Annotated in this window: 17 protein-coding genes; 13 read left to right on the top strand and 4 right to left on the bottom strand. The window is 71.5% G+C overall.

Features of this window, described 5'->3' with window-relative positions:
- Positions 1-5 precede the first annotated feature (5 nt).
- The 9 genes from RM704_RS20330 to RM704_RS20290 all read left to right on the top strand — a co-directional run bounded on the left by RM704_RS20330 (position 6) and on the right by RM704_RS20290 (position 13,850).
- Positions 6-317 (top strand): pore-forming ESAT-6 family protein, encoded by a 312-nt coding sequence (locus RM704_RS20330; protein WP_033531321.1) that lies wholly within the window; start codon positions 6-8, stop codon positions 315-317.
- A 41-nt stretch (positions 318-358) separates the two neighbouring features.
- A complete protein-coding gene (locus tag RM704_RS20325; protein WP_078937426.1) occupies positions 359-700 on the top strand; it encodes a hypothetical protein in 342 nt (113 codons plus the stop codon).
- A gap of 16 nt (positions 701-716) precedes the next feature.
- Positions 717-2,105 carry a type VII secretion integral membrane protein EccD gene (gene eccD / locus RM704_RS20320; protein WP_052146451.1) on the top strand — a complete coding sequence of 463 codons (1,389 nt, stop codon included), beginning with the start codon at positions 717-719 and terminating at the stop codon, positions 2,103-2,105.
- 475 nt (positions 2,106-2,580) lie between these two features.
- Positions 2,581-3,957: a CpaE/TadZ family protein gene (locus RM704_RS20315; protein WP_311590964.1), complete on the top strand. Its 1,377-nt coding sequence runs from the start codon at positions 2,581-2,583 to the stop codon at positions 3,955-3,957.
- Positions 3,958-4,063: 106 nt separating this feature from the next.
- On the top strand, positions 4,064-8,098 hold the full coding sequence (locus RM704_RS20310; RefSeq protein WP_033531318.1) for a type VII secretion protein EccC: 4,035 nt from the start codon (positions 4,064-4,066) through the stop codon (positions 8,096-8,098).
- Positions 8,095-9,576 (top strand): DUF6177 family protein, encoded by a 1,482-nt coding sequence (locus RM704_RS20305; protein WP_033531317.1) that lies wholly within the window; start codon positions 8,095-8,097, stop codon positions 9,574-9,576. The genes RM704_RS20310 and RM704_RS20305 overlap by 4 nt, the downstream gene beginning before the upstream one ends.
- A gap of 128 nt (positions 9,577-9,704) precedes the next feature.
- Positions 9,705-10,913 carry an ABC transporter substrate-binding protein gene (locus tag RM704_RS20300; protein ID WP_033531316.1) on the top strand — a complete coding sequence of 403 codons (1,209 nt, stop codon included), beginning with the start codon at positions 9,705-9,707 and terminating at the stop codon, positions 10,911-10,913.
- Between the two features lie 44 nt (positions 10,914-10,957).
- Entirely contained in the window at positions 10,958-12,730 is a 1,773-nt protein-coding gene (locus RM704_RS20295) for an ABC transporter permease (RefSeq protein WP_033531315.1), read from the top strand.
- Positions 12,723-13,850 carry an ABC transporter ATP-binding protein gene (locus RM704_RS20290; RefSeq protein ID WP_033531314.1) on the top strand — a complete coding sequence of 376 codons (1,128 nt, stop codon included), beginning with the start codon at positions 12,723-12,725 and terminating at the stop codon, positions 13,848-13,850. The genes RM704_RS20295 and RM704_RS20290 overlap by 8 nt, the downstream gene beginning before the upstream one ends.
- A 20-nt stretch (positions 13,851-13,870) precedes the next feature.
- Here the strand turns inward: RM704_RS20290 and RM704_RS20285 are convergent, their stop codons facing one another.
- Together RM704_RS20285 and RM704_RS20280 are read right to left on the bottom strand one after the other, a co-directional pair.
- Positions 13,871-14,557 carry a response regulator gene (locus RM704_RS20285; RefSeq protein ID WP_033531313.1) on the bottom strand — a complete coding sequence of 229 codons (687 nt, stop codon included), beginning with the start codon at positions 14,555-14,557 and terminating at the stop codon, positions 13,871-13,873.
- Positions 14,554-16,548 (bottom strand): sensor histidine kinase, encoded by a 1,995-nt coding sequence (locus tag RM704_RS20280; RefSeq protein WP_033531312.1) that lies wholly within the window; start codon positions 16,546-16,548, stop codon positions 14,554-14,556. The genes RM704_RS20285 and RM704_RS20280 overlap by 4 nt, the downstream gene beginning before the upstream one ends.
- A gap of 149 nt (positions 16,549-16,697) precedes the next feature.
- Here RM704_RS20280 and RM704_RS20275 point away from each other — a divergent pair, with 149 nt between their 5' ends.
- Together RM704_RS20275 and RM704_RS20270 are read left to right on the top strand one after the other, a co-directional pair.
- Entirely contained in the window at positions 16,698-17,393 is a 696-nt protein-coding gene (locus tag RM704_RS20275; protein ID WP_033531311.1) for a hypothetical protein, read from the top strand.
- Positions 17,394-17,430: 37 nt separating this feature from the next.
- The gene (locus RM704_RS20270; RefSeq protein WP_033531310.1) at positions 17,431-18,009 is read left to right on the top strand and encodes a hypothetical protein; all 579 of its coding nucleotides are present in this window, start codon (positions 17,431-17,433) and stop codon (positions 18,007-18,009) included.
- Here the strand turns inward: RM704_RS20270 and RM704_RS20265 are convergent.
- Positions 17,962-18,474 carry an ATP-binding protein gene (locus RM704_RS20265; RefSeq protein WP_033531309.1) on the bottom strand — a complete coding sequence of 171 codons (513 nt, stop codon included), beginning with the start codon at positions 18,472-18,474 and terminating at the stop codon, positions 17,962-17,964. The two genes, RM704_RS20270 and RM704_RS20265, sit on opposite strands and share 48 nt — an antisense overlap.
- Before the next feature lie 157 nt (positions 18,475-18,631).
- Here RM704_RS20265 and RM704_RS20260 point away from each other — a divergent pair, with 157 nt between their 5' ends.
- The gene (locus RM704_RS20260; protein ID WP_033531308.1) at positions 18,632-19,483 is read left to right on the top strand and encodes a helix-turn-helix domain-containing protein; all 852 of its coding nucleotides are present in this window, start codon (positions 18,632-18,634) and stop codon (positions 19,481-19,483) included.
- Positions 19,480-19,665, top strand: coding sequence for a DUF397 domain-containing protein (locus RM704_RS20255; protein ID WP_033531307.1), 186 nt, complete (start codon positions 19,480-19,482; stop codon positions 19,663-19,665). Before RM704_RS20260 ends, RM704_RS20255 begins: the two co-directional genes overlap by 4 nt.
- Here RM704_RS20255 and RM704_RS20250 read toward each other — a convergent pair.
- Entirely contained in the window at positions 19,640-22,129 is a 2,490-nt protein-coding gene (locus RM704_RS20250) for a hypothetical protein (RefSeq protein ID WP_052146450.1), read from the bottom strand. The genes RM704_RS20255 and RM704_RS20250 overlap by 26 nt on opposite strands.
- Between the last annotated feature and the right edge of the window lie 118 nt (positions 22,130-22,247).

Below are 22,247 nucleotides of genomic sequence, written 5' to 3'. Positions count from 1 at the left end.
TACTCATGGCTCAGAATCAGGACCGCCGTTCGTACGACACCGGGGCCTCCGGCGAGGTGCAGACCGCGCTCGGCACGATCGTGGCGCAGTTGGAGCGGGTGCTCGGCGACCGCGACGCCGCCGTCAAGGCCGCGATGACCGAGTTCCAGGCGGACGGTGTCTCGGACGACTACCACGGCAAGGAAGAGCGCTGGAAGAAGGCGGCAGGCGAGGTCCGCGAAATCATCCGTCTGGTCCGTACCACGCTCGAACAGAACGACGGCACGGCCCAGTCCACGCTGGCGAGGGCCCGCGCGGCGGTCGACCAGATCGGCTGACGGGACGGCTCTGAGAGAGAAGCGAACGGGGTTCCGTAGCCGTGGCAGCGCAGGATTACGACAGCCAGTTGCTGGAGTCGGTGTCGGTGCGGCGTCGACGGCTGCGGGACGCCCTGCTGTTCGGGGCGCAGCGGCAGCGGCGCTCGGTGGACGAACGGATCGGGAAGGTCTTCGCCGGGATCGTCATCGCGGCGGTGTTGTGCGCGGGATGTGTGGGGTGGTCGTTCGTGTCGAACCGCATCATCGGGAAGAGCCCGTACGGGAGTTCGGTGCAGCCGTCGGTCACGCCGTCCCCCTCGGTTTCCACAAGCGTCTCCCCAGCTGCTTCCACACCGGCGTCCCCACCGGTTTCCACAGCCCCGACCAGCACTTCTCCCCGGTGATAGGTTCGAAAGCGTGATGTCTACGGGGACGTTGGGGCAGGCCACGGGTGGTGCGCGGACGGCGCTCAGCCGGGTCACGCTGGTGGGTGAGCGGCGGCGGGTGGACCTCGTGCTGCCGTCGCGGGAACCGGTCGGACTGCTGCTGCCGGAGATCATGCGGCTGCTCGACGACCAGGTGGGCGGGCAGCCCGAGTTGCGGCATCTCGTCACGGCGGACGGTTCCGCGCTGGCCCACGACAGCACCCTGGAGACGGCCGGGATACCGGACGGCGCCGTGCTGCGGCTCGTCCGGGCCGAGGACGCGCCGTCGGCACCCGTCGTGCACGACGTCACGGACGAGGCGGCCGAGGACCTCGACGCCCGTGGCCTGCGCTGGGGGCCGGCCGCGCGCCGGGTCACCGCCGGGCTCGCCACGGCCGGCTGGGCCGTGGCCGCCGGAGTGTTCGCACGGGACGCCTACCAGCCCGGGGTCGTCGCCGGAGCGCTCCTCGGAGTCGCGCTGGTGGCGGCGCTCACGGGTGCGCTGCTGGGGCGGGCCGGGAAGCGGGGACTGGCCACGACGCTGATCTCGACGGCCGGTGCGCTGGGGCTGCTGGGCGCGTCGACGTCGGCGGAGGCTCAGCGGTGGGCCGGGATGCCGCAGGTCGCGGCCATGGCCGCGGCCGGGGTCTGCACGCTCGTCCTGCTCGGACTGTTCACGCCGCTCGGGCGGGGTGGGCTGGTCGGGGCGGGGGCGCTGGCCGGAGTCTCGGTGTGCTGGCTGGGAGTCGCCGCGGCGGTGTCGGGCACGGTGTCGCTGTCGGCGCCGGAGCAGGCCGAGGTGGGGGCCGTGCTGGCGGTGGTCTCCGTGGTCGTGCTCGGGCTGCTGCCCCGGCTGGCGCTGATGGCGTCGGGGCTCTCCGGGCTCGACGACCGGCGTTCCGGGGGTGCCTCCGTGAGCCGTTTCCAGGTGTCGGCGGCGCTCACCGCGACCCACCGGGGCCTGGCGCTGGCGACGGTCACGATGGCCGTGTCGGCGACCGCGGCCGGGGTGTTCGCCCTCCGGGCCCCCACCAAGTGGACCGTGCTGCTGGCCGTCGTCACCATGGTCGTCCTCGCGCTGCGCGCGCGGGCGTTCCCGCTGGTCGCCGAGGTCGTGGTGCTGCTCGGTGCGGCAGCCGTGCTCGCCGTGCGGCTGGTGTCGGCGTGGCTGGACCACTCCGGCGGGGCGGCCGGTCCGCTCGCCGCCCTCGTCCTGCTCGCCGCCCTGCCGCTGCTGGTGCTCGCCGTGCAGCCGGCCGAGCATGTGCGCGTACGACTCCGGCGCTTCGGCGACACCCTCGAATCGATCGGCGTCATCACCCTGTTCCCGCTGCTCATCGGGGTGTTCGGCGTGTACGGACGACTGCTCGACACGTTCGCTTAGGAGCTGGGGGCCGCACATGGCGCAGGCAGGGGACTGGCAGCGGGATGTGCTGCGCGAGCTGGGGCAGGACGCGGCCACCGGCAGCGACGAGGCGACCCCCGGCCCACCACAGCCACCGGCCCGCCGGGCCGAGCCGACCTTGAGGTTGGTGCGGTCGGTACCCACGGATGCCTCGGAACAGGGGGCTGGGGACGGTCCGTTCGCGGGCTCGGCACCGGCCGCACATGCCCAAGGCGCACCGGTCCAGGGCGCACCGGCCCAGGACGCCCCCGCCGGGCAGTCACCGGCGCCGGGGGCTCCGCCCGTACACCTGCCGGTGCAAGCAGCGGCTTTCGCGCAGCCGGCGGTGCAGCCGGTGCCCGGCGCGCGGTCGGCGGTGCCGGAAGCACCCTTCGCGCAGCCTCCTGGACAGCCGATGCCCGGTGCGCAGCCGCCGGTACAGGCAACATCCTCCGCACAGCCGCCGGTACAGCCCATGCCCGGCGCACGACCTCCCGTGCAGCCGCTGCCCGGTGCGCATCCGCCGGTGGAACCGATGCCCGGCGCGCAGCCCGGCGTAGGGCCGGTCGTGCCGCACGCCCCCGCTGTGGTTCCTCGGACGGGGCTCCCCCAGGCGGCCGCGCCGTCGGCCGGTCCGGCCGGTGAGTCGGGGTGGGCCGTCGGCGCGGCTCAGCCGGGAGCGGCCGGTGACGCGGCTCGGCCCGGGCTGCCCGGTGGCGTCGTCGGGACGGGCCACTCCGGTGTCCCGGCCGGGCACGGACACCCCGGCGGAGAGTTCCCCTTCGCCTCCGGACCGGTCGAGGCCGCACACCCCGGCGGCGAGCCCCACCCGGCGCCCGGGACCTCCCCGGCGCCCGCCCCCTCCCCGGCCCCCGGCGCCTCCTCCACCGCCCCCGCCCCCCGAGGCCCCCACACCCCCCAGACGCCTCTGCACGCCCCTGAGTCCGTGCCCACCGTCGATCCTCGGCTGGCCCATGCGCTCGGGCGGCCCCAGCACGGGGAGTCCGTCGCTCGGCGGACGGGGCGGTCGATCCGGAAGCTGGCGGGGTCGGCCGCGCAGGACGTGGCCGAGGAGACGCGGATCGCACGAGAGTTGCAGCAGCCGGTGACGACCGGGCGGGTCATCGCGGTGACGTCGATCCGGGGCGGGGTCGGGAAGTCGACGATGGCCGCGCTGCTGGGACGGACGTTCAACCACTACCGGCACGACCCGGTGCTGACGCTGGAGGCCGACGCGGCGCTGGGCACGCTGCCGGTGCGGATGGGCGCCGACTCGGTGCGCTGGGCGGCGGCCGACCTCGCGCGGATCCTCAACCCGGCCATGCAGCTCACCGATGTCACCGGCTACCTCGTGCCCGTGTCCGACGGCGGCTGGCTGCTGCCCGCCAGCCAGGGCCGCGTCGGTGCCCCGCTGGACATCCGTACGTACCGCACGGTGACCCTCGCGCTGCGCCGCTACTTCGCGGTGACCGTGGTGGACTGCGAGACCCTGCCGGGCGAGGTGGCCCGTACGGCGATGGACACCGCCCACGCGCGGGTGGTCGTGGCGCCGATGACCGCCGAGGGCGTCAACGGCACCCGCCAGGTCCTGGACTGGCTGGGCCAGTTGCCGCACTCCGCGCTCTCCTCGACCGTCGTCGCGCTGACCGCCAACTCCCCCGACGTCACGCTGGACCGCGCCACGGCCGTCGCCCATCTCAAGGAGTCCGGCGTCCATGTCGTCACCGTCCCCTACGACCGCCATCTCGCCCAGGGCGGCCCGATCCGCACCGCCCTGCTGGGCCAGGAGACCCGCGCGGCGGCGATCACGCTGGCGGCGGAGGCGATGACCCGCGCGGTGAGGATGCGATGAGCGACCACCGCCACAGGCAGAGCCACCGCCACGGCCACAGCAGCCACAGCAGCCACAGCCACCACCGACGCACCGACCACCGGCATGGAGAAGAAGGGGTCCGTTCGTGACCCAGGAGTTGATTCACCGGCCCGCTCGGAGCACCCGGCCGCTCGGCGCCGCCGGGGCCCGGACCATCGAGCCGCCGCCGAACCTCCCGGAGGGCAAGGCGGGGACGGCTGCCACGGCGCTGCTGCCGATGGCGGGGGTCATGGGCTCGGTCGTGATGATGACCGTGATCCGCAACAGCCAGTTCGCGGCGCTCGGCGCGATCGTGCTGGTGTTCGCGCTGCTCGGCGCGGTCGCCCTCTTCCTCTCCCAGCGCGGCAAGGCCCAGCGCACCCGGCGCACGCAGCGGGAGCGGTATCTGGAGTATCTGGAGGAGCTGCGCGAGGAGTTCGGGGAGCGGGAACGGGAGCGGCGGGCGCTCGCGCGGGTGCTGAATCCGCCTCCGGAGGCGCTGTACGACCTGGTGCGCGACCCCGCCCGGCTCTGGGAGCGGCGGCGGCAGGACGCGGACTTCCTGCGGGTGCGCGTCGGCACCGGTGACGTACCCGTGGCGGATCTGGCCATCGGGCAGAACCAGGGCGGGGTGCTGACCCCGCCGGACCCGTTCATGCTGAACGAGGCGCGGGCGCTGCTGGCCCGCTACTCGGTCGCCAACGACTGCCCGATCACCGTGCCGTTGGACCGCGCGGGCAACGTCAGCGTGGTCGGTGACCGGGAGGGCGTGCTGCGGGTGGCGCGCGCGCTCCTCGTCCAGGTCGCCGTCTCGCACGCGCCCGACGACGTGGCCGTGGCGCTCGGCGTGCCGGGCGAACGGCTGGCGGACTGGGAGTGGGCCAAGTGGCTGCCCCATGTGCTGGACTCGCAGGAGCACGACGGTCCGGTGGCGGCCCGCCGGATCGCGCCGAGCCTGCCGCAGCTGGCCCGCCACTTCCGGCACGAGCTGGGCCGGCGCGCGTCGTACGCGGCGGAGGTGCGCCGGGGGCTCGCCGACCGCAAGGCGCTCAGGCTGGCGTCCCGCATGCTCGTCGTCAGCGACGAGTACGGGGAGACGGCCGCCGAACTGCCGCGCCCCGACGCGGCGGTGGGGCTCGCCGACATGGGTGTCACCGTGCTGCACCTGCTCGCGGAGCAGGTGCACGAGCCCGATCACGTGTCGGTGCGGATCACCGTGCGGGGCGACCGGGTCGTGGTGGAGGACCTGCGCGATCCGGACCCCTCGGCGATCACGGCGCCCACCGCCGTCCCGCCCGCGCACGGCACCTGCGACCAGGTCACCGCCGCCGGTGCCGAGGGCCTCGCCCGGCTGCTCGCGCCGCTCAGGCTGTCCGCCGAGTCGGCCGCCGAGGGCACCCCGGTCACCGGCCCTGTCGACTTCCCGGGCCTGCTCGGTGTCGACGACCCGGCCGTGCTGAACCTGCACGACCTGTGGGCGCCGCGCGGTGAGCGGGAGTTCCTGCGGGTGCCCATCGGAGTGACGGACCGTCATGAGCCGGTGCTGCTGGACCTCAAGGAGTCCTCGGAGCTGGGCATGGGCCCGCACGGACTGTGCGTCGGCGCGACCGGCTCGGGCAAGAGCGAACTGCTGCGCACCCTCGTGCTGGCGCTGGCCGCGACCCACTCCCCCGAGGATCTGGCCCTCGTCCTGGTCGACTACAAGGGCGGCGCGACCTTCGCCCCGTTCACCGAACTCCCGCACGTGGCCGGGGTGATCACCAACCTGGAGAACCAGGCGGGGCTCGTCGAGCGCGTGCACTCCAGCCTGGCGGGCGAGGTCAAGCGGCGGCAGCAGGTGCTGAAGGACGCGGGGAACGTGGCCGACATCGGGCACTACGCCGCGCTGCGCGCCACCCGGCGGCCCGACCTGGAACCGCTCCCGCACCTCTTCGTGGTGATCGACGAGTTCGGTGAACTCCTCACCGCCAAGCCGGACTTCATCGACCTGTTCCTCTCCATCGGGCGGATCGGCCGCTCCATCGGCGTCCACCTCCTGCTCTCCAGCCAGCGCATCGAGGGCGGCAAGCTGAAAGGGCTCGACACCTATCTGTCGTACCGGCTGGGGCTGCGCACCTTCTCCGCCGACGAGTCGCGGACCGTCCTCGACACCACCGACGCCTTCCATCTGCCGCCGCTGCCGGGCTTCGGTTATCTGAAGGTGGACACCTCGACGTACGAACGGTTCAAGGCGGGGTACGTGTCGGGCGCGTACCGGGGTCCGGCACTGGTGGCGCAGGCGGACGACACCCCGCTGGCCTGGCCGTATCCGATGTACAACACGCTCGACAGCACGCCCGCCACCAGTGAGGTCGTCGACGAGCCGAAGGCGACGAAGCGGGAGACCGGGCCCACGGTGATGTCGGTGATGGTGGACCAACTGGCCGCCGCCGCACGGCCGGTGCGGCGGATCTGGCTGCCACCGCTGCCGGACGCGATCACGCTGGACGCGGCGGCCGGACCCGTGCGGGTGGACGAGCGGGGGCTGCGGCTGGCCCCCACCACCGGCCCGTTGCGGGTGCCGCTCGGGGTGCTGGACGATCCGGCGAAGCAGTGGCAGGGGCACTGGGTGCTCGACCTGACGGTCGCGGGCGGTCACGCGGCGGTGATCGGCGGCCCCCAGTCCGGCAAGACGACGCTGCTGCGGACGCTCGCGCTGTCGCTGGCCACGACCCACACGCCCGCCGAGGTCGGCATCTACGGACTGGACCTGGTGGGTGGCGGGCTGTCCGCGCTCACCGGGCTGCCGCACGTCGGCGGGATCGCGGGGCGGGCCGACCGGGAGCGGGCAGCGCGGACGGTCGCCGAGGTGCGGACGATGCTGATCGAGCGGGAGGAACTGTTCCGCGAGCACGGGATCGACTCCGTCGACCAGCTGCGGCAGCTGCGTCGGCAGGGCAGGCTGCGGGAGCTGGGGTCGACGGACATCGTCCTCCTCATCGACGGATTCGGCGCGCTGCGCGACGAGTTCGCCGAGCTGGACGACACGGTCGTGGAACTGCTCAAGCGCGGCGGCGGCTACGGCATCCATGTCGTCGGGGGCATGCTGCGCTGGAACGACGTACGGATCGCGACGCAGTCGATGTTCGGGACGCGGGTGGAGCTGCGGCTCAACGACCCGAGCGATTCGAGCGTGGACCGCAAGCTCTCCGAGACGCTGTCGCCGGACACCCCCGGGCGCGTCCTGACCGACGGCAAGCTGTTCGCGCAGGCGGCCCTCCCCCGGCTCGACGGACGGCCCTCGACGGGTGATCTCGGTCCGGCGCTGGAGGACGCGGCCCGCACGATCCGCTCCACCTGGCACGGTGAACTGGCCGCGCCCGTCAGAGTGTTGCCGACCCGGCTGGCGGCGGACCGGCTGCCGTCGGTGATGGCCGAGCCGCACCGGGTGCCGATCGGGGTGGACCAGGACGCCCTCGCGCCCGCCCTGCTGGACCTGTTCGGCTCGGACCAGCATCTGCTGGTCCTGGGCGACAACGAGTGCGGCAAGACGAACCTGCTGAAGCTGGTCGCGGCGCGCCTCGTGGAGCGGTACTCGGACGAGGAGCTGGTCTTCGGGGTGTTCGACCCGAGGCGTGGGCTGCGGGGCGTGATCCCGGAGCCGTACCGGGGCGGGTACGCGCACAACGCGAAGCTCGCGGCGGGGCTGTCCAGCGGGATCGCGAGCGAGCTGGAGAAGCGGATGCCGGAGAGCGCCGATCCGGACGCGCTGACGGACGAGCCCGCGTTCAAGGGCCCGCGGATCGTGATCCTGGTCGACGACTACGACATCCTCACCACCGCCGGGCAGCAGCCGCTGGCCCCGTTCCTGCCGTACGTGTCGTCGGCGCAGGACATCGGCCTGCACTTCGTGATCACCCGCCGGGTGGCGGGCGCCTCCCGGGCGATGTACGAGCCGCTGCTGCAGACCCTCCGCGAGACCGGCACGGCCGCGCTGCTGATGACCGGCGAGCGGAGCGAGGGCCAGCTCTTCCCCAGCCTGTACGCCTCGGCGCAGCCGACCGGGCGGGGCACGCTGGCCCGCCGGGGCCGGCCCCACCAGCTGATCCAGACCGCACTCGACAGCACCGCACTCGACAGCGAGGAGGGCGACCGCCCGTGACCAAGGACGTCATCGCCCTCACCCCGAGGATGCCCGACGTGTGGGCGCTCATGACGAGTCTGTACGCCGGCGGCTCCGACCTGGACCTGTCGGCGGCGGCCGAGGGCGCGGTCGTCCAGTTGCACGGCCCCGGTGGCCGCCCGCTGGTGTCCGTGGAGTCGCCGGTGCTGGTGCAGGTGCCCGGTGAGGCGGAGCGGCTGCTCGGGCAGAGCGCGGCGACCCCGTACTGGTGGACGGAGGCGCGGGCGTCCACGGCCGTCCCGGAGGCGGAGCGGCTCGCGGGGGTGGTGTGCGGGCGGCTCAACGCCCTGCTGGGCGGCTCGACCTGGCCTCCCGGGGCGGCGAGCACCACGGTGGTCGACGTGTCCGCCGTGCCCTCGGCGGGGTCGGGACAGCCCGCCGTGGACGTGGTGACGGAGAACGCGGCCGTCGTCCTCATCGACCGGCCGGTGGTGGCGCTGACGAGCTGGCTGGCGGAGATCATGCGGACGGCGGTGGTGTCGCGGCGGTCCCTGCAGATCGTCACGCCGCGCGGCGTGCGCCTGACCCCGGCCGCCCGTACGACGCTGGCGCGCGTCCCCAACCGCTGGGTCGTCCAGGACCCGGAGTGCGGGTACTACGACGGGTTGTCGGGGGCGGTGCTGCGCTGGCGGGACGGCGCGTTCTCGCCCGCGTTCGCGGAGGACGGGACGGCGGCGGTGGCCCCCGCGTTCACGCGCCCGGCGGCCGGCACGTCGGACGCGGCACCGGAGGGCACGTCGGAGGGCACGTCGGAGGGCGAGGCCGGCGAGGTGCCCGGCCGGCAGTTGATCGTCGCTCTCCGTACGGTGCACCGGGCCGACGAGCACCTGCTGCTGGGCGGCGGCACGGAGGCGGCCTGGAAGGCGCTGACGGGCACGGCGCCCGCGGGCTGGGGCACGGCCGAGCCGGTCAACCTCCCGTGGTCGCCACGGCAGTTGACCGATCTGGCCCGGGAACGGGCGCCCGAGCCCACCCAGCTGCTCGTGGTCGGCACACCGGACCGGCCGGCGATGGCGACGGTCCGGGTGACCCGGACGACGAAGGGCGTGGAGGAGGACACGGTCCTCACGATCGGCTACGCGGCCGACGAGCACCCGCCGCTGGACCGGATCGAGGCGCTGGCCGACACCCTGGTCCGGGAGCACGGCCTGCGGACCATGCTGACCTCGGTGCGCGCGGCCCGCGCCGACCTGACGACCGCGCCCCGGCTGGAGGGGCCGCCGCTGCCCGTGGCCTTCACGCTCGGCCCGGACGACGTGCACACCATCGGCCTGGACCGCGCGCGCCGGCCTCCGGTCGAGGTCCGCCCGAAGCACCTCGGCCCGACGCCCCGCCCCGCGCTGCACTACCCCCTCGGGGACGGCACGGACCCCGAGGCCTGGGGACGACTCCAGCAGCTCACGGCGCATCTCAAGGGCGATCATTCCCGGCCATCCACCCCAGCTCGACAGGGGTGACTCGCGTCACTAACACAACGACCAATACGAGCAGTACGAGCTCTGACGGGTGAAGGATTTACCGGCCTGACCTGGGTCCCTAACCTCCCGGCAACAGCTGCCAGCAGGCACGCGCCAGGAGGAGAACCATGGCCAGATCCAGCCACATCGGCGCCGGGTACACCGTCGGCCCCGTCATCGGAGCGGCATCCGCGTACCGGCGTCCCGTCCGCCGTCCCCTCACGGCGGCGTTCGCCGCGACCCTCGCGCTCGGCACCCTGGCCGCCTGCGGCGGTGGTGACACCGACGCGCCGAAGGTGGCGGAGAACAAGATCTCGGCGGGCCAGGTGCCGGACTACTACCCGGCCGACTACGCGGACCTGATCGAGGCGGCGCGGAAGGAGGGCGGCAAGCTCACCGTCTACTCCAACCTCGGCGACGAGAACATGGCGCCGATCGTCCGGGACTTCAAGAAGAAGTACGACTTCATCAAGACCGTCTCCGTCAACGAGCTGGACAGCGACGAGCTGTTCCAGAAGACCCTGTCGGAGAACGCCGCCGGTTCCTCCCCGGCGGATGTGCTGATCTCCAGCGCGGCGACCGCGTGGTCGGACTTCTCGGCCCGCGAGGACACGGTCCTGGAGTACAAGTCGCCGGAGCTGAAGGAGCTGGGCGAGAGCGCCGAGCTGCTGCCGAGCGTGTACTCGCTGTCGCAGGACCCGATGACGATCGCCTACAACACGTCGCTGATGGAGACCCCGCCGACCACACTGACGGACTTCGCGAAGATCGTGACGGGGGACGAGGCCAAGTACAAGAACAAGGTGACGGTCCGCGACCCGGAGGGCTCGTTCGGCTTCACCGTCACGCGGGCGCTCACCGAGGGCAACCCGGAGGCGTGGAAGGACCTGGAGAAGATCCTTCCGCTGACCCGCCCGGAGACCTCCTCCGGTACCCAGCTGGAGAAGATCGTCGCCGGTGAGTACACGGCCGGCTTCCTGATCAGCGCCTCCCCCGCGTACCCCGTGGTGGAAGACAGCGCGGGTCTTGTGAAGATCGTCTTCCCGAAGGACGGCACGGTCGTCCTGCCGCGCGGCATGGGCATCGCCGCCGAGGCGCCGCACCCGGCGACCTCGAAGCTCTTCATGGACTTCGCCCTCTCCGAGGAGGGGCAGCGCGCGGTCGCCGAGGGCGGTCTGGCCTCGTACCGCGACGGCGTGAAGGGCGAGGGCCTGCACACCTACCAGGAGGTCGTGGACGCCGTCGGCGAGGAGAACATCATCCACGTCGAGTACGAGGCGGTCTCCAAGGACGACTCCGAGGCCTGGCTGGAGCGCTTCGACGGACTGCGCAAGTAGGCACGCGAGCAGGCACCGTCCAGGGACGATCGGAGTCAGAACAGATGTCAACCCTCACCCAGCCGCCGCGCACACCGGCGGACGAGTCACCCGCGGAGACGTTCCGACCACCGCGCTACCGCCGCCCCCTCGGCATCGGACGGGACACGGTCGTCCAGTACGGGGTCCTGGCGTTCCTCGCCGTGCTGGTGCTGGCCCCGATCGTCCCGACGCTCTACCAGAGCATCCGCAACCGCCCGCTCTACGAGGCGGGCGGGGCGTTCACCCTCCGCGGCTACACCGACCTCTTCACCAAGGCGGGCTTCGGTGAAGTAGCCCTGAACACCCTGCTGTTCGCCTCGCTGACGACGATCCTCAGCCTGGCGATCGCCATCCCGATGGCGATCGTGGTGGTCCGCACGAAGCTGCCGGGCGGGCGGCTGATCGCCCTCGCCATGCAGTGGCCGTTCTTCATCTCGTCGCTGATCCTGGGCTTCGGCTGGATCATCATGTACGGTCCGGCCGGGTTCGTCAGCGTCAAGGTGCAGCAGCTCTTCGGCTCGGTGCCGTGGAACCTGTACTCGATCCCCGGCATGGCGCTCACCGAGGCCGTGGCGCTCGCCCCGATCGCGTACGTCTTCTGCGCCAACGCGCTGCGGCAGTCGGACGCCTCGCTGGAGTCCGCCGCGCAGGTCTGCGGGGCCGGCCCCTTCCGGATCCTCGCCCAGGTGGTCGTGCCGCTGCTGCGCCCGCCGATCGTGTACTCGGCGATCCTCGTCTTCTCCGTCTCCATCGAGACGCTGAGCGTGCCGCTGCTGTACGGCCAGCCGGTCAGCATCGACGTCTTCTCAACTTTCCTCTACCACAACGGACTTCAGTCGGTGGACCCCGACTACACGATGCTGGGCGCGGCCTCCACGGTCATCCTCGTGGTCACGCTGAGCCTGGTTGCCGTCCAGGCGAAGCTGCTGAAGGACGCGGCGCGGTTCGTGTCCGTACGCGGCAAGGTCACCCGGCCGCGCAAGCTCGACCTGGGCTGGCTGAAGTGGGTCAGCATCGCGTGCATCTGGTTCTACGTGATCGTGGGCGCCCTCGTCCCGATCGCCGGCCTGGTGATGCGGTCCTTCACGCTCGTGTTCACGCCGCTTCAGTCGCCGTTCAGGACGGTCACGACGAAGAACTACGAGATCGTCTTCGACTCCGACAACTACGTGCAGTCGCTGTACAACAGCATGATCGTGGCCGGTGTGGGCTCGGTGGTGGTGTCCGCCCTCGCCGTGTTCGCGGTGATGGTGGCCCGGCGGTCCACGTTCCGCTTCGGCCGGGCGGTGGAGTATCTGGCGCTCATCCCGCAGTCCCTGCCCGGCATCATCATCGGTATCGGCTTCTTCTGGGCCTTCGCGCTCGCCCCGTTCGGGATGGGCTCGGTGCTCCAGGGCACGATCTACGCCGTCATCATCGCCTTCGGCATGCGGGCCCTGCCCAGCGCGTTCGGCTCGGTCGCCCCGGCGATCATGCAGATCGGCGGTGAGCTGGACAACGCGGCCCGGGTCTCCGGCGCCGACTGGCTGATGACGTTCTTCCGCGTCCTGCGGGCCTTGATCACGCCGGCGTTCGCCGGAGCGCTCGTCCTCACCTTCGTGATCATGCTCAAGGAGTACTCCCCGGCCGTCTTCCTCTCCTCGGCCGACAACAACATCCTCGGCACCACCATGCTCAGTCTCTGGACGCAGGGCAGGGCCGGATCCGTCGCCGCGCTGGCCACCCTCCAGATCGGCATCACCGCGGTCTTCGTCGCACTCGCTGGACTGCTCATGAAGGGAAAGCACCATGCCTGAGGTGACCGTCAAGAACCTCGCCAAGACGTTCGGCGACAACTCCGTCCTGCGGGACGTCACCTTCACCATCAAGGACGGCGAGTTCTTCACGCTGCTCGGCGCGAGCGGCTGCGGCAAGTCGACGACGCTGAACTGCATCGCGGGTCTGGAGCAGCCGACGGAGGGCTCGATCGCGGTGGGCGGACGGACGTTCGTGGACGCCGGGGCGGGGGTCTTCCTCCCTCCGGAGGAGCGCAACCTCGGCATGGTCTTCCAGTCGTACGCGCTGTGGCCGCACATGACCATCGCGAAGAACCTGGCGCTCCCCCTCAACATCCGCAAGGTTCCCAAGGACAAGCAGAAGAAGCTGATCCACGACGCCCTGGACAAGGTGGGCCTGGCCGCGCTGAGCGGCCGCTACCCGCACCAGCTCTCGGGCGGCCAGCAGCAGCGCGTCGCCCTGGCACGGGCGTTGGTCTACTCCCCCACGGTCCTGCTCCTCGACGAGCCCCTCTCCAACCTGGACGCCAAGCTCCGCGAGCAGGCCCGCGCCTGGCTGAAGCGGCTCCAGGAGGAGCTGGGCATCACCACCGTCTACGTCACCCACGACCAGGACGAGGCACTCGCGCTCAGCGACCGGATCGCCGTCATGGAGGGCGGCAACATGATCCAGATCGGCACGCCGCACGAGATCTACGAGAAGCCGGCCGCGCCCGCCGTCGCCGCGTTCGTCGGCCGCTGCAACTTCCTCACCGGAAAGGTGGTGAGCGTGGACGGCACCCGGCACACCGTGCTCCTCGACGCCAGCGGGGAGGTCGTACGCGTCGACAGCGACCGGCGCGTCCCGACGGGCGACTCGGTCACGGTCGCGGTCCGCCCCGAGCGCCTGGAGGTCGTGGCGTCGACGGACACGCCGGCGGGCGTCAACCGCCTCGACACCCAGGTCATCACCAGCTCCTACGTCGGCTCCCGCTACGAGTACGACGTCCGCCTCGGCGACCAGGTGGTCCAGGTCCTGAGCGCCAACGGCGGCCTGGCGGGCGAGGTGGCCCTGGTCTTCGACCCGGGGCACGCGCTGCTCTACGCGGACAAGGTCGAACTGCCGGAGGACCAGCGGGACTTGCTGACGGTGACGTCGTAGCCGACCCTCCGGGGGGGAGCCTACGAGTGGTGAGGGTGTCCCAGGCCCGCGTCCCGCGCGAGAGCCGCCGCCTCCGTGCGGGACCGGGCGTGCAGTTTCGCCAGGACGTCGCTGACCCGGTTGCGGATGGTCTTCTCGGACAGGGAGAGGCGGCGGGCGATGGACGCGTTGTCCAGGCCGCGGGAGATCAGGTCGAGGGTCTCGCGCTCGCGGTCGGTGAGGTGAGGAAAGGGGAGGGCGGACCGGGCGGCCGGTGGGGTGGCGAAGTGGGTCAGGACGCGCTGGGCGATCCGCGGGCCGAAGACCGCTTCGCCGCGGGCGACACCGAGCAGGGCGCGGTGGACGTCGGCGCCGTTCGACTCCTTGAGCAGGTAGCCCCGTGCGCCGACGCGCAGGGCGGCGAAGACCGAGTCCTCGTCCTCGTCCATGGTCAGGATGAGCACGGCGATCCCCGGATGGGCCGTGGTGATCCGGGCCGTGGCCTCCAGTCCGTTGACGTTCGGCATACGCAGGTCCATGAGCACGATCGTCGGCCGCAGCCGGTCGGCGGCGGTGACGGCTTCCGCGCCGTCGGACGCCTCACCGACGACCGTCACATCCGGGAGATCGGCGAGGACGGTGGCCATTCCGGCCCGGAAGACGGGATGGTCGTCGACGACGAGGACCGTGACCGGGACGGGGACGGGGGTGGGGGCGGAGTGGCTCACCTCTGCTCCCCCACCGGGAGGCCGGCCCGTACGAGGGTGCCTTCCCCGGGCGCGGTCGTCACCTCGAGGCGGCCTCCGACCTCGGCCGCGCGCTCCCTCATGCTGTGGAGTCCGACACCCGCCCTGTGCTTGGGCGGAATACCGCGCCCGTTGTCGCGGATCGACAGGATCAAGACGGTGTCCTCCATACGGGCAGTCAGTTCGAGGCGGCCGGCGGCGCTGTGCCTGACGGCGTTGGCGACCGCCTCGGCGGCGATGGCGTAGGCGGCGACCTCGACGGCGGCCGGCAGACTGTGGCAGGCGCCGTCGATGCTGCTGTGGCAGGCCGGTGTGTCGTATCCGGCCAGCAGTTCCCGCAGGGCGCCGGGCAACCCGAGCTGGTCGAGGACCGCGGGCCGGAGCCCTTGGACCACGGTGCGCAGATCGGTGACGGTGGAGCGAAGCCTGTCCCGAAGCGTCCTGACGCATTCGGCGAGATGAGGGTCGTCGATGCGCCGGGCGAGGGCGTCGAGCTGGAGGGCGGTGCCCGCCAGGGAGGGGCCGATGCCGTCGTGGAGGTCCGCGCGCAGCCGCCGCCTCTCCTCCTCGCGCACCGACAGGATGCGTGACCGGCTGCGGGCGATGTCCTCGACGAGACCGGCGGCATAGGCGAGTGTTCCGGCGCGGTCCGCGACCTCTTCGACCGCGGCCTGCTCCTTCGCCGTCCAGGGGTCGTTGACGCTTCGCCGCCCTACGCGCAGTACACCGAGCTCGCGACCCAGAGCCCGGCAGGGAAAGGACCGCCAGCCCGCGCCGGCCACCGGGCTGCCGGAGGCCGTCGCCACGGCGGGGCTCTCGAAGGCCGTGTAGGGCAGCCGCAGCGCGGACCGCAGGGCGTCGACGAGATGCTGCATGGCTTCCACGGGCTCGCCGGCCGGAGCGACCCGGCGGCCGACGTGGGCGACGACGGCGTACGGATCGTGGCGGTGCCCGAACAGCGTCCGGTCCACGGCCGCCTGGACGGTGCCGCGACCGTTGGCCGCGATCAGCGCGGTGAAGGCGATCAGGCAGGTCCCCGTCAGGGACCCGGGCGCGATCAGTCGCGCACCGGCGACGACCCCGGCGTACACCCCCAGGACGAGCGCGCTGAGGAGGGTGAAGACGATGGCGCGGCCGAGGACGAGCTCCACATCGAACAGTCCGTGCCGCAGCATGGCGACCGCCACGCTCGCGGGCGGGCCGAGCAGCCCGACCAGCATGACGAGGTCCCCGACCAGAGCCGGTTGCTCGACATCGTCCAGGAGGAGGGAGAAGAAGGAGAACACCATCAGCAGCCCGCCCAGCATCAGCCACTGCAGTTGGGCCCGTTCGGCGCCGGTCGCCGCTCGGGTACGCAGGACGAGGAGAACGGCGGCCGCGAGGGTACCGCCGAGCATGGTGGCCGCGGCGCAGGTGAACATCACGACGTGGAGCCACTCCCAGCCCGCGATCCCGAGAGGATTGGGGACACCGGGGACGGGGTCGGTGCCACTGGGCCGGAGCATCGTGGCCAGCGTCCCGATCCCGGCGACCGTGACGACGGCCCAGGCGCACGCCCGTCGCGGCGCCGTTTCCAGGCGGCCGTACGGGAAGAGCAAGGGCACCAGGGGTGTGGCGAACCAGTAGCCGACGAAGCCCCAGCAGCCGACCCAGGCCCCCACCTCCCAGCCGGGAAGGGGATCGGCGGCGACCAGACGGCTGTAACCGGCGTAGTAGGCCAGCAGGTGGTACGGCCCGATCATCGCGGGCAGCAGCATCAGCCAGCAGACGGGATTGCGCGGCCGGCCCCTGGCGACGACGGCGCCCACCAGCGGCCAGACCGTGCCGAGCACGAGGTCGGACCAGTACAGGGGTGTGACGACGATCCGTTCAGCCAGCCAGCCGTGCACAGGCACTGTCGCCACGCAGCCCGCCGTGCCCAGCCCCGCGATGCCGTACGCGGTGTGACGCAGTACCCGGTCCCTTCGGCTCACACCCACATGTTCCCGTAATGAGGGCCTTTACCGGGCGTGATCCGGCAAACCGTCCCGGTCGTACGGGACCCGGGTCCCTGGGCGGCGGGACCCGTCCCCCGCGACAGTCGGATCGGTAACGGACCGGCCCACACAGGGAGTTGACGCGTATGACCACCATCGATCCGGATGCCCGCCCGGGGCGCATGGCGCGAGAGGACGGCAACGGGAGGGCCAAGTGGCCCCTGTACGGGGTCGGAGCGGGCCTGTTCGGAGGAGTCGCCACGGTCCTGGCGGACGTCCGGGCCGGCACGGTCGAACGGACCCCCGTCGAGGCCTCGGTCCTGGACGACGTGAGCCGCTCCGTGGCGCATCTCGGGCTCGTCGCCGGGTTCCTGACGGTCTCCCTGCTCCTCGTACTGGCGGCGGCCTGGCGGCGTCAGGTCGAGCCGCGGGTGCCTTCCAGCACCGCCGCGTACGTGGTCAGCGGCGCCCTGACGGCCTCGGCCGCGGGACTGACCTACGGCTACGGATGGAAGGGCGCCCTGGCGATCTATCTGCCGGACGGTCTGAACGAGCGGTCCTTCGGCGACGACGGGCTGTTCGTCTACTTCATGCTCAACGACTTCGGCGGGTACATCGGCTGGCTCGGTGTCGTGGTCGCGGCCGGTGCGGTGGCCTGGATGGCGTTGCGCGAACGCACGATCTCACGGTGGATCGGCTGGTTCAGCGTCGTGCCCGTACTGGCGGTCGTCCTGTTCGCGGGCATCACCGGCCTTCCCGGCTTCCAGGGCGTCGTCGGCCCCGTATGGATGCTGGTCACCTTCCTCGGACTGGCATGGGGGCGCAGCGCGATCGTCCGCTGACACGACCCCGTACGACCTCGTACTTCAGGAGACCTTCATGCTGCCCCTCTCCCTTGCCGCCCGCCGCGGCGCCGTGTGTGCGGCGCTTCTCATAGCCGCGCTGCTGACCACGAGCGCCTGCGGGCCGGACTCCTCGCCGAACGACTCCGGAGACACTTCGACCTACGACTACACGGAGGAACCGACGGACGAGCCCACGGAGGAACCGACAGAGGATCCGACAGAGGGGTTCACGGAGGAACCGACGGAGGAACCGACCGATGAACGTACGGAGGAACCGACCGAAGAGCCGACCGAAGAGCCCACTGAGGAACCCACGGAGCTCATCGAGCCGGTCGAGGCGTCGGTGCCCGAGAGCGTCGTCGGTGTCTGGTGCGGCGGCAGCAACGCCGAAGGGCACTGGACGTATGAGTTCGCCAGTACCGGTGAGTTCATGGCGAGCAGGGGCAGCGCGGGGTTCTCGGGTGTTGTCGTCAGCGACGCCCAGACCATGACCTTCCACGTGCCGGGGGAGTCACCTTTCGTATCGTCCTGGGAAGTGGTTCAGGACCCCGTCCTGGGACCTCTCCTATTCCTCGACGGCTACAGCTACCTGCCCGGGAGCTGTAACTCCTAGCCGCCTGACCAGCGACAGCCAGCGCGGCAGGTCGATCTCGGCCAGGATCGTCTTGCCGGGCGGTCTGCGGTCCTGGACCTCCCAGCGGTCGGCCAGCGCGTCGACGAGCAGCAGGCCGCGCCCCTCCTCCGCGAGCGGGCGGGCCTGCCGTACAGTGCCGGGGCGTGGCGGCAGGCGTTCGGCTCGGGTGTCGGTGATCTCGATGCGGAGGGAGCCGGTGGGCAGCGAGAGGCGCAGTTCGAAGTCCCGGCCCGGGACGCGGCCGTGCGTCACCGCGTTGGCCGCCAGCTCCGCCACGACCACCGCCGCCCGCTCCGACTCCTCCGAGCCGTAGCGGATGCCCCAGGCGTGCAGCTGTTTCAGGGCCAGGTGTCTCGCCGAGCGGGCGCCCAGCGGGGTCGAGCTGAAGCGTCGTGCGAACGTCGGGGCCGTGAGCGTGTGTCGCGCGGCGGGCGGTGCGGTCATGTCGCCAATGTGGCCTGCGGAAAGGCCCGTTCGCCAGCACCGCGCCGCGTACGCTGCGTGAGCGTACGCGGTGACGCACTGGACGGTACTGGTGACGTGGCGTAACCATGGGCGTTGAACGGTGTGGTTCGGTGGGCGGGTGCGCGGGAGGTGGCCGGTGGTGGCCGACAGCGGCGGCGTGGTGGGGATCGGCGGGGGCGGCGAGCCGGAATCGTCCGACAGTCTGCGGACGTTCGGGGCGATGGTCCAGGCGCTGCGCGAGCACGCGGGGTTGAGCCGGGAGGAGTTGGCCGAGGTCATCGGTTACTCCAAGCACATGGTGGCTTCGGTGGAGCTGGGGCGGCGGATGCCGGACGCGGCGTTCGTGGAGGGGGTGGATCGGGCGCTGGGGAACACGGGGGCGCTGATCCGCGCGGCTCAGCATCTGGGGCGACAGCCGGGGTTGGCGGCTTGGTTCAGGAAGTGGGCGGGGCTGGAGGCGACGGCGATCACCCTGTACACGTATGAGTGCCGGTTGATCCCGGGGCTGTTGCAGACGGAGGCCTACGCGCGGACGCTGTTCAACCACCAACTGCCACCCCTGGGCGACGAACAGGTCGAGGCGCAGTGGGTGGCTCGCGCGGAGCGACAGCGGCTGTTGCGGGAGCGGCCGAACACCGAGTTCAGCTTCATCCTGGAGGAGGGGTTGTTCGTCCGGCGAACGGGAGGCGTCGAGACGACGCGGCAACTCATCGATCACGTCTTGGAGATCGCCGAGCTGCGGAACATCGAGATTCAAGTCATGCCGCAAGTGCGCGAGACTCACGCGGGGCTCGACGGCCCCATGCAACTGCTGGAGACCGCCGAAAACCGCTGGTACGGCTACTGCGAAGGGCAGCGAGGCGGCCTGCTCGTATCCGACGCGAAAGAGGTCAGCGTCCTGCACAAGCGGTATGCCAGGATGCGTGCACAGGCTCTTACCTCCGAAGACTCCCTGGGCCTGTTGCGGCAGATGCGAGGGGACCTATGAGCACCAACGACCTTGCCTGGTTCAAGTCGAGCCACAGCAGCGGCGGGGACGGCGACTGTGTCGAAGTAGCCGCCGCCCCCACTGCCATCCACGTCCGCGATTCGAAGAACGCGGACGGGCCTCAGCTCATCCTCTCCTCCGGCGCCTGGGCCGACTTCATCCCGTACGCCTCCCGAGGCTGATCCCGCGCCGGCGCATCCACCACACCAGCCCGCCTCCCACAGCGGCCAGCGCTGCCGCGAGCGCGGCGAAGAGGCCCACCGGGGTGTTCGAGCCGGTGTCCGCGAGGTCGCCGCCCGGCGGCTTCGGCTGGTCGCCAGGGGCGCCCGGGGTCGGGTCCTGTGACGGCGTCGGGTCCGGCTTGCCCGGGTCGTCGGTGGGATCGTCGCTCGGTGTCGGGTCGGGGTCCTGCGTCGGCGGCGGCTTCGGTGTGTCACCGCCGCCGGAGCCGGTCACCTTGCCGCCGCCGAGATAGAGCGTGTCGGTGTCCCGGTAGGACGTGTCGTCGGACTTCCGGGAGTTGACGGTGGTGTTGTCGAGGTCCCGGTTCTCGACGTTGAACTGCGTGCGGGTGATGTTCCGCTTGGGCTGCTTGGAGAAGTCCACACCGCCGACGATGTAGACCCGGACGCCCTGCGCGGTGTCCACGTCGTACGTGAACTCGCCCTCGGTGTAGATCTTCCGGTACTTGCGGAACAGCTCGTCCTTGTCCCAGTTCTGGTTCGGGGCGCGCAGCGGCCACGCCTCGACGTCGTCGCTGTTGATGATCGACCGGAAGTCGGTCGGGTTCTTCGCGTCCTGCTGGCGGATGTACTCGGCGGCGACCCGCGAGGTGTAGACGCGGCGCAGGTCGGCGTAGTGCGGGGCCGTGTTGATCTGCTTCTCGACCTCGGGGACGATCATCGAGTCGATGACCGCCTGGGCGGCCGCGATCTCGGCGTCGTTCGGGTCGCAGATCGGCTCGCCGGGCCCCTCGGTGACGGTCTCCTGCGCGGTCGACTTCAGGGCCAGCGGGGCGTCGAGGATGTAGATGCCGCCGTCCTGCTCGCGCACCTGCGCGGGCTTGGGCTCGATCCAGTTCCGCAGGCCCGGCATGCACGGGTTGCCGTTCTGTTTGGGCAGGGCCGCCCAGTACCGCCTGCCGAGATCGGTCTTGGGGTCCATGGCCTTGTAGAAGTCGTGCTTCATCTGAAGGTCGGCTTCGAGCAGGATGCGACCGGCGTCGGTGGAGGCGAACTTGGAGTCCATGACGCGGTCGGGCTCGTCCGGGTTGAGGTTGACCCAGAACTTGTCCGGCGTCAGCGCGAGCCAGGTGAACATCGCGTCGGAGGCGAGCTGCATCTTCGCCTCGCCGCCCCAGCCGGGGTTGGTGTCCGGGTCGGGCATCTGGTCGGCGCGCATGCTGTACTGCATGCCCTTGCCCTTGCCGAGGCCGCCGACGTAGCGCAGTTCGAGGCTGGTGAAGTCGATGCCGCCGGGGCCTCCCCTGGGGAGGGTGCCCCGGGTGTCGAGGCGACGGGCCTCGGCCTGGATCTGCTTGGCCTCCTCCAGGGTGCGGCCGGAGCCGAGGGCGCGCTGGTTGGCCGGGCCCCGGGTGCCGCAGCTGTTGGCGGAGGCGGCCATGGTCTGTGCGCCGCCGCCTGTCTGGCAGCCGGGGGCGAACCAGCGCTGGTGGTCGGAGTAACCCTTGATGGGGGTGGTCCTGGCGACCGGGTTGTAGAGGCGCTGGTTGCCGCGCACCTGGTTGGGCTTGCCGCGCTCGCGTTCGAGTTCGCGGTTGAAGTCGTCGATCGACGCCTGCTGGCCGGCGGTGAACTTCTTCGCGCCGGTGTAGCGGAAGGTGTGGTCCTTCAGCGAGCGGGCGACGACCCGGTCCTTGGCGAGCTGGTCGGCCCTCGGCTTGGAGTCCGACTTGAACTCGTTGAACTCCTTGGTGCGCCTGTTGTAGGCGTCGTAGCGGCGTTCGCCGACCTTGTTGCCCTCGGCGTCGAACAGCTCGACGTAGACCTCGCAGAGCCAGTCGGGGCCGATGAGCTTGTAGTCCCGGACGAGTTTCGCCTCGAAGCCGGCGCCCTTGCGCAGGTTGGTCTGGTTACGGATGTAGATCTTGTCGAACCACTGCTTGAACGGCTTCTTCTTGCCGGTGTTCAGCCACCGGGCGTAGATCTCCATGGCGCGGTCGGCGGGCTTGCCGGAGGCGTCGGCGATCTTCCGCCAGGCCTTGTAGTTCTTCTCCGTGTCGCCCGGGACCTGGGAACGGGCCTTCGCCTCCTCCTCCGGCGTGGGCGTCGTGAGCCCGTCGTACGCCTGGCCGGGGAGGTCGAACTCGAAGTTCGTCGGCAGGTTGTCGGCCTTGTGGAAGTTGCCGAGCGGGCTGTTGGGGAGCCCGGAGTTCGCCGGGGTCCTGGTGGCGGGCGGCAGGCCGTTGCGGACGTCGCAGCGGCGCTTGTCGTAGCCGGGCTTGAGTTTGGCGGAGACGGCCGGTCCGGCGGCGGCGGTGTCGTCGACGGGTATGCCGGGCAGGCCGGTCAGGGTGACGGCGGCGGCCAGCCCCGCGGCGGCCGTGAAGCGTGCTGTGAGCCGCCACCGTCTGGGTATCTGGAGAGCTCGATTAAAGATGACGTCTTCCCTCGTTGTGGGGGGCACTGAGGGGGTGTGGGTGGCGCGCGAGGCCCCCGTGACGTGTACGCGCCGCGGCTCACCATAGAGCTGTAAGTCGGCGTAATCAGGGGATTGTTGGCGTTGAACGGCGTTGGTGGTGTTG

It is taken from the genome of Streptomyces gottesmaniae (genome assembly GCF_031845845.1).
GTDB lineage: Bacteria > Actinomycetota > Actinomycetes > Streptomycetales > Streptomycetaceae > Streptomyces > Streptomyces akebiae.
This window is presented reverse-complemented; position numbering and strand designations above follow the sequence as displayed.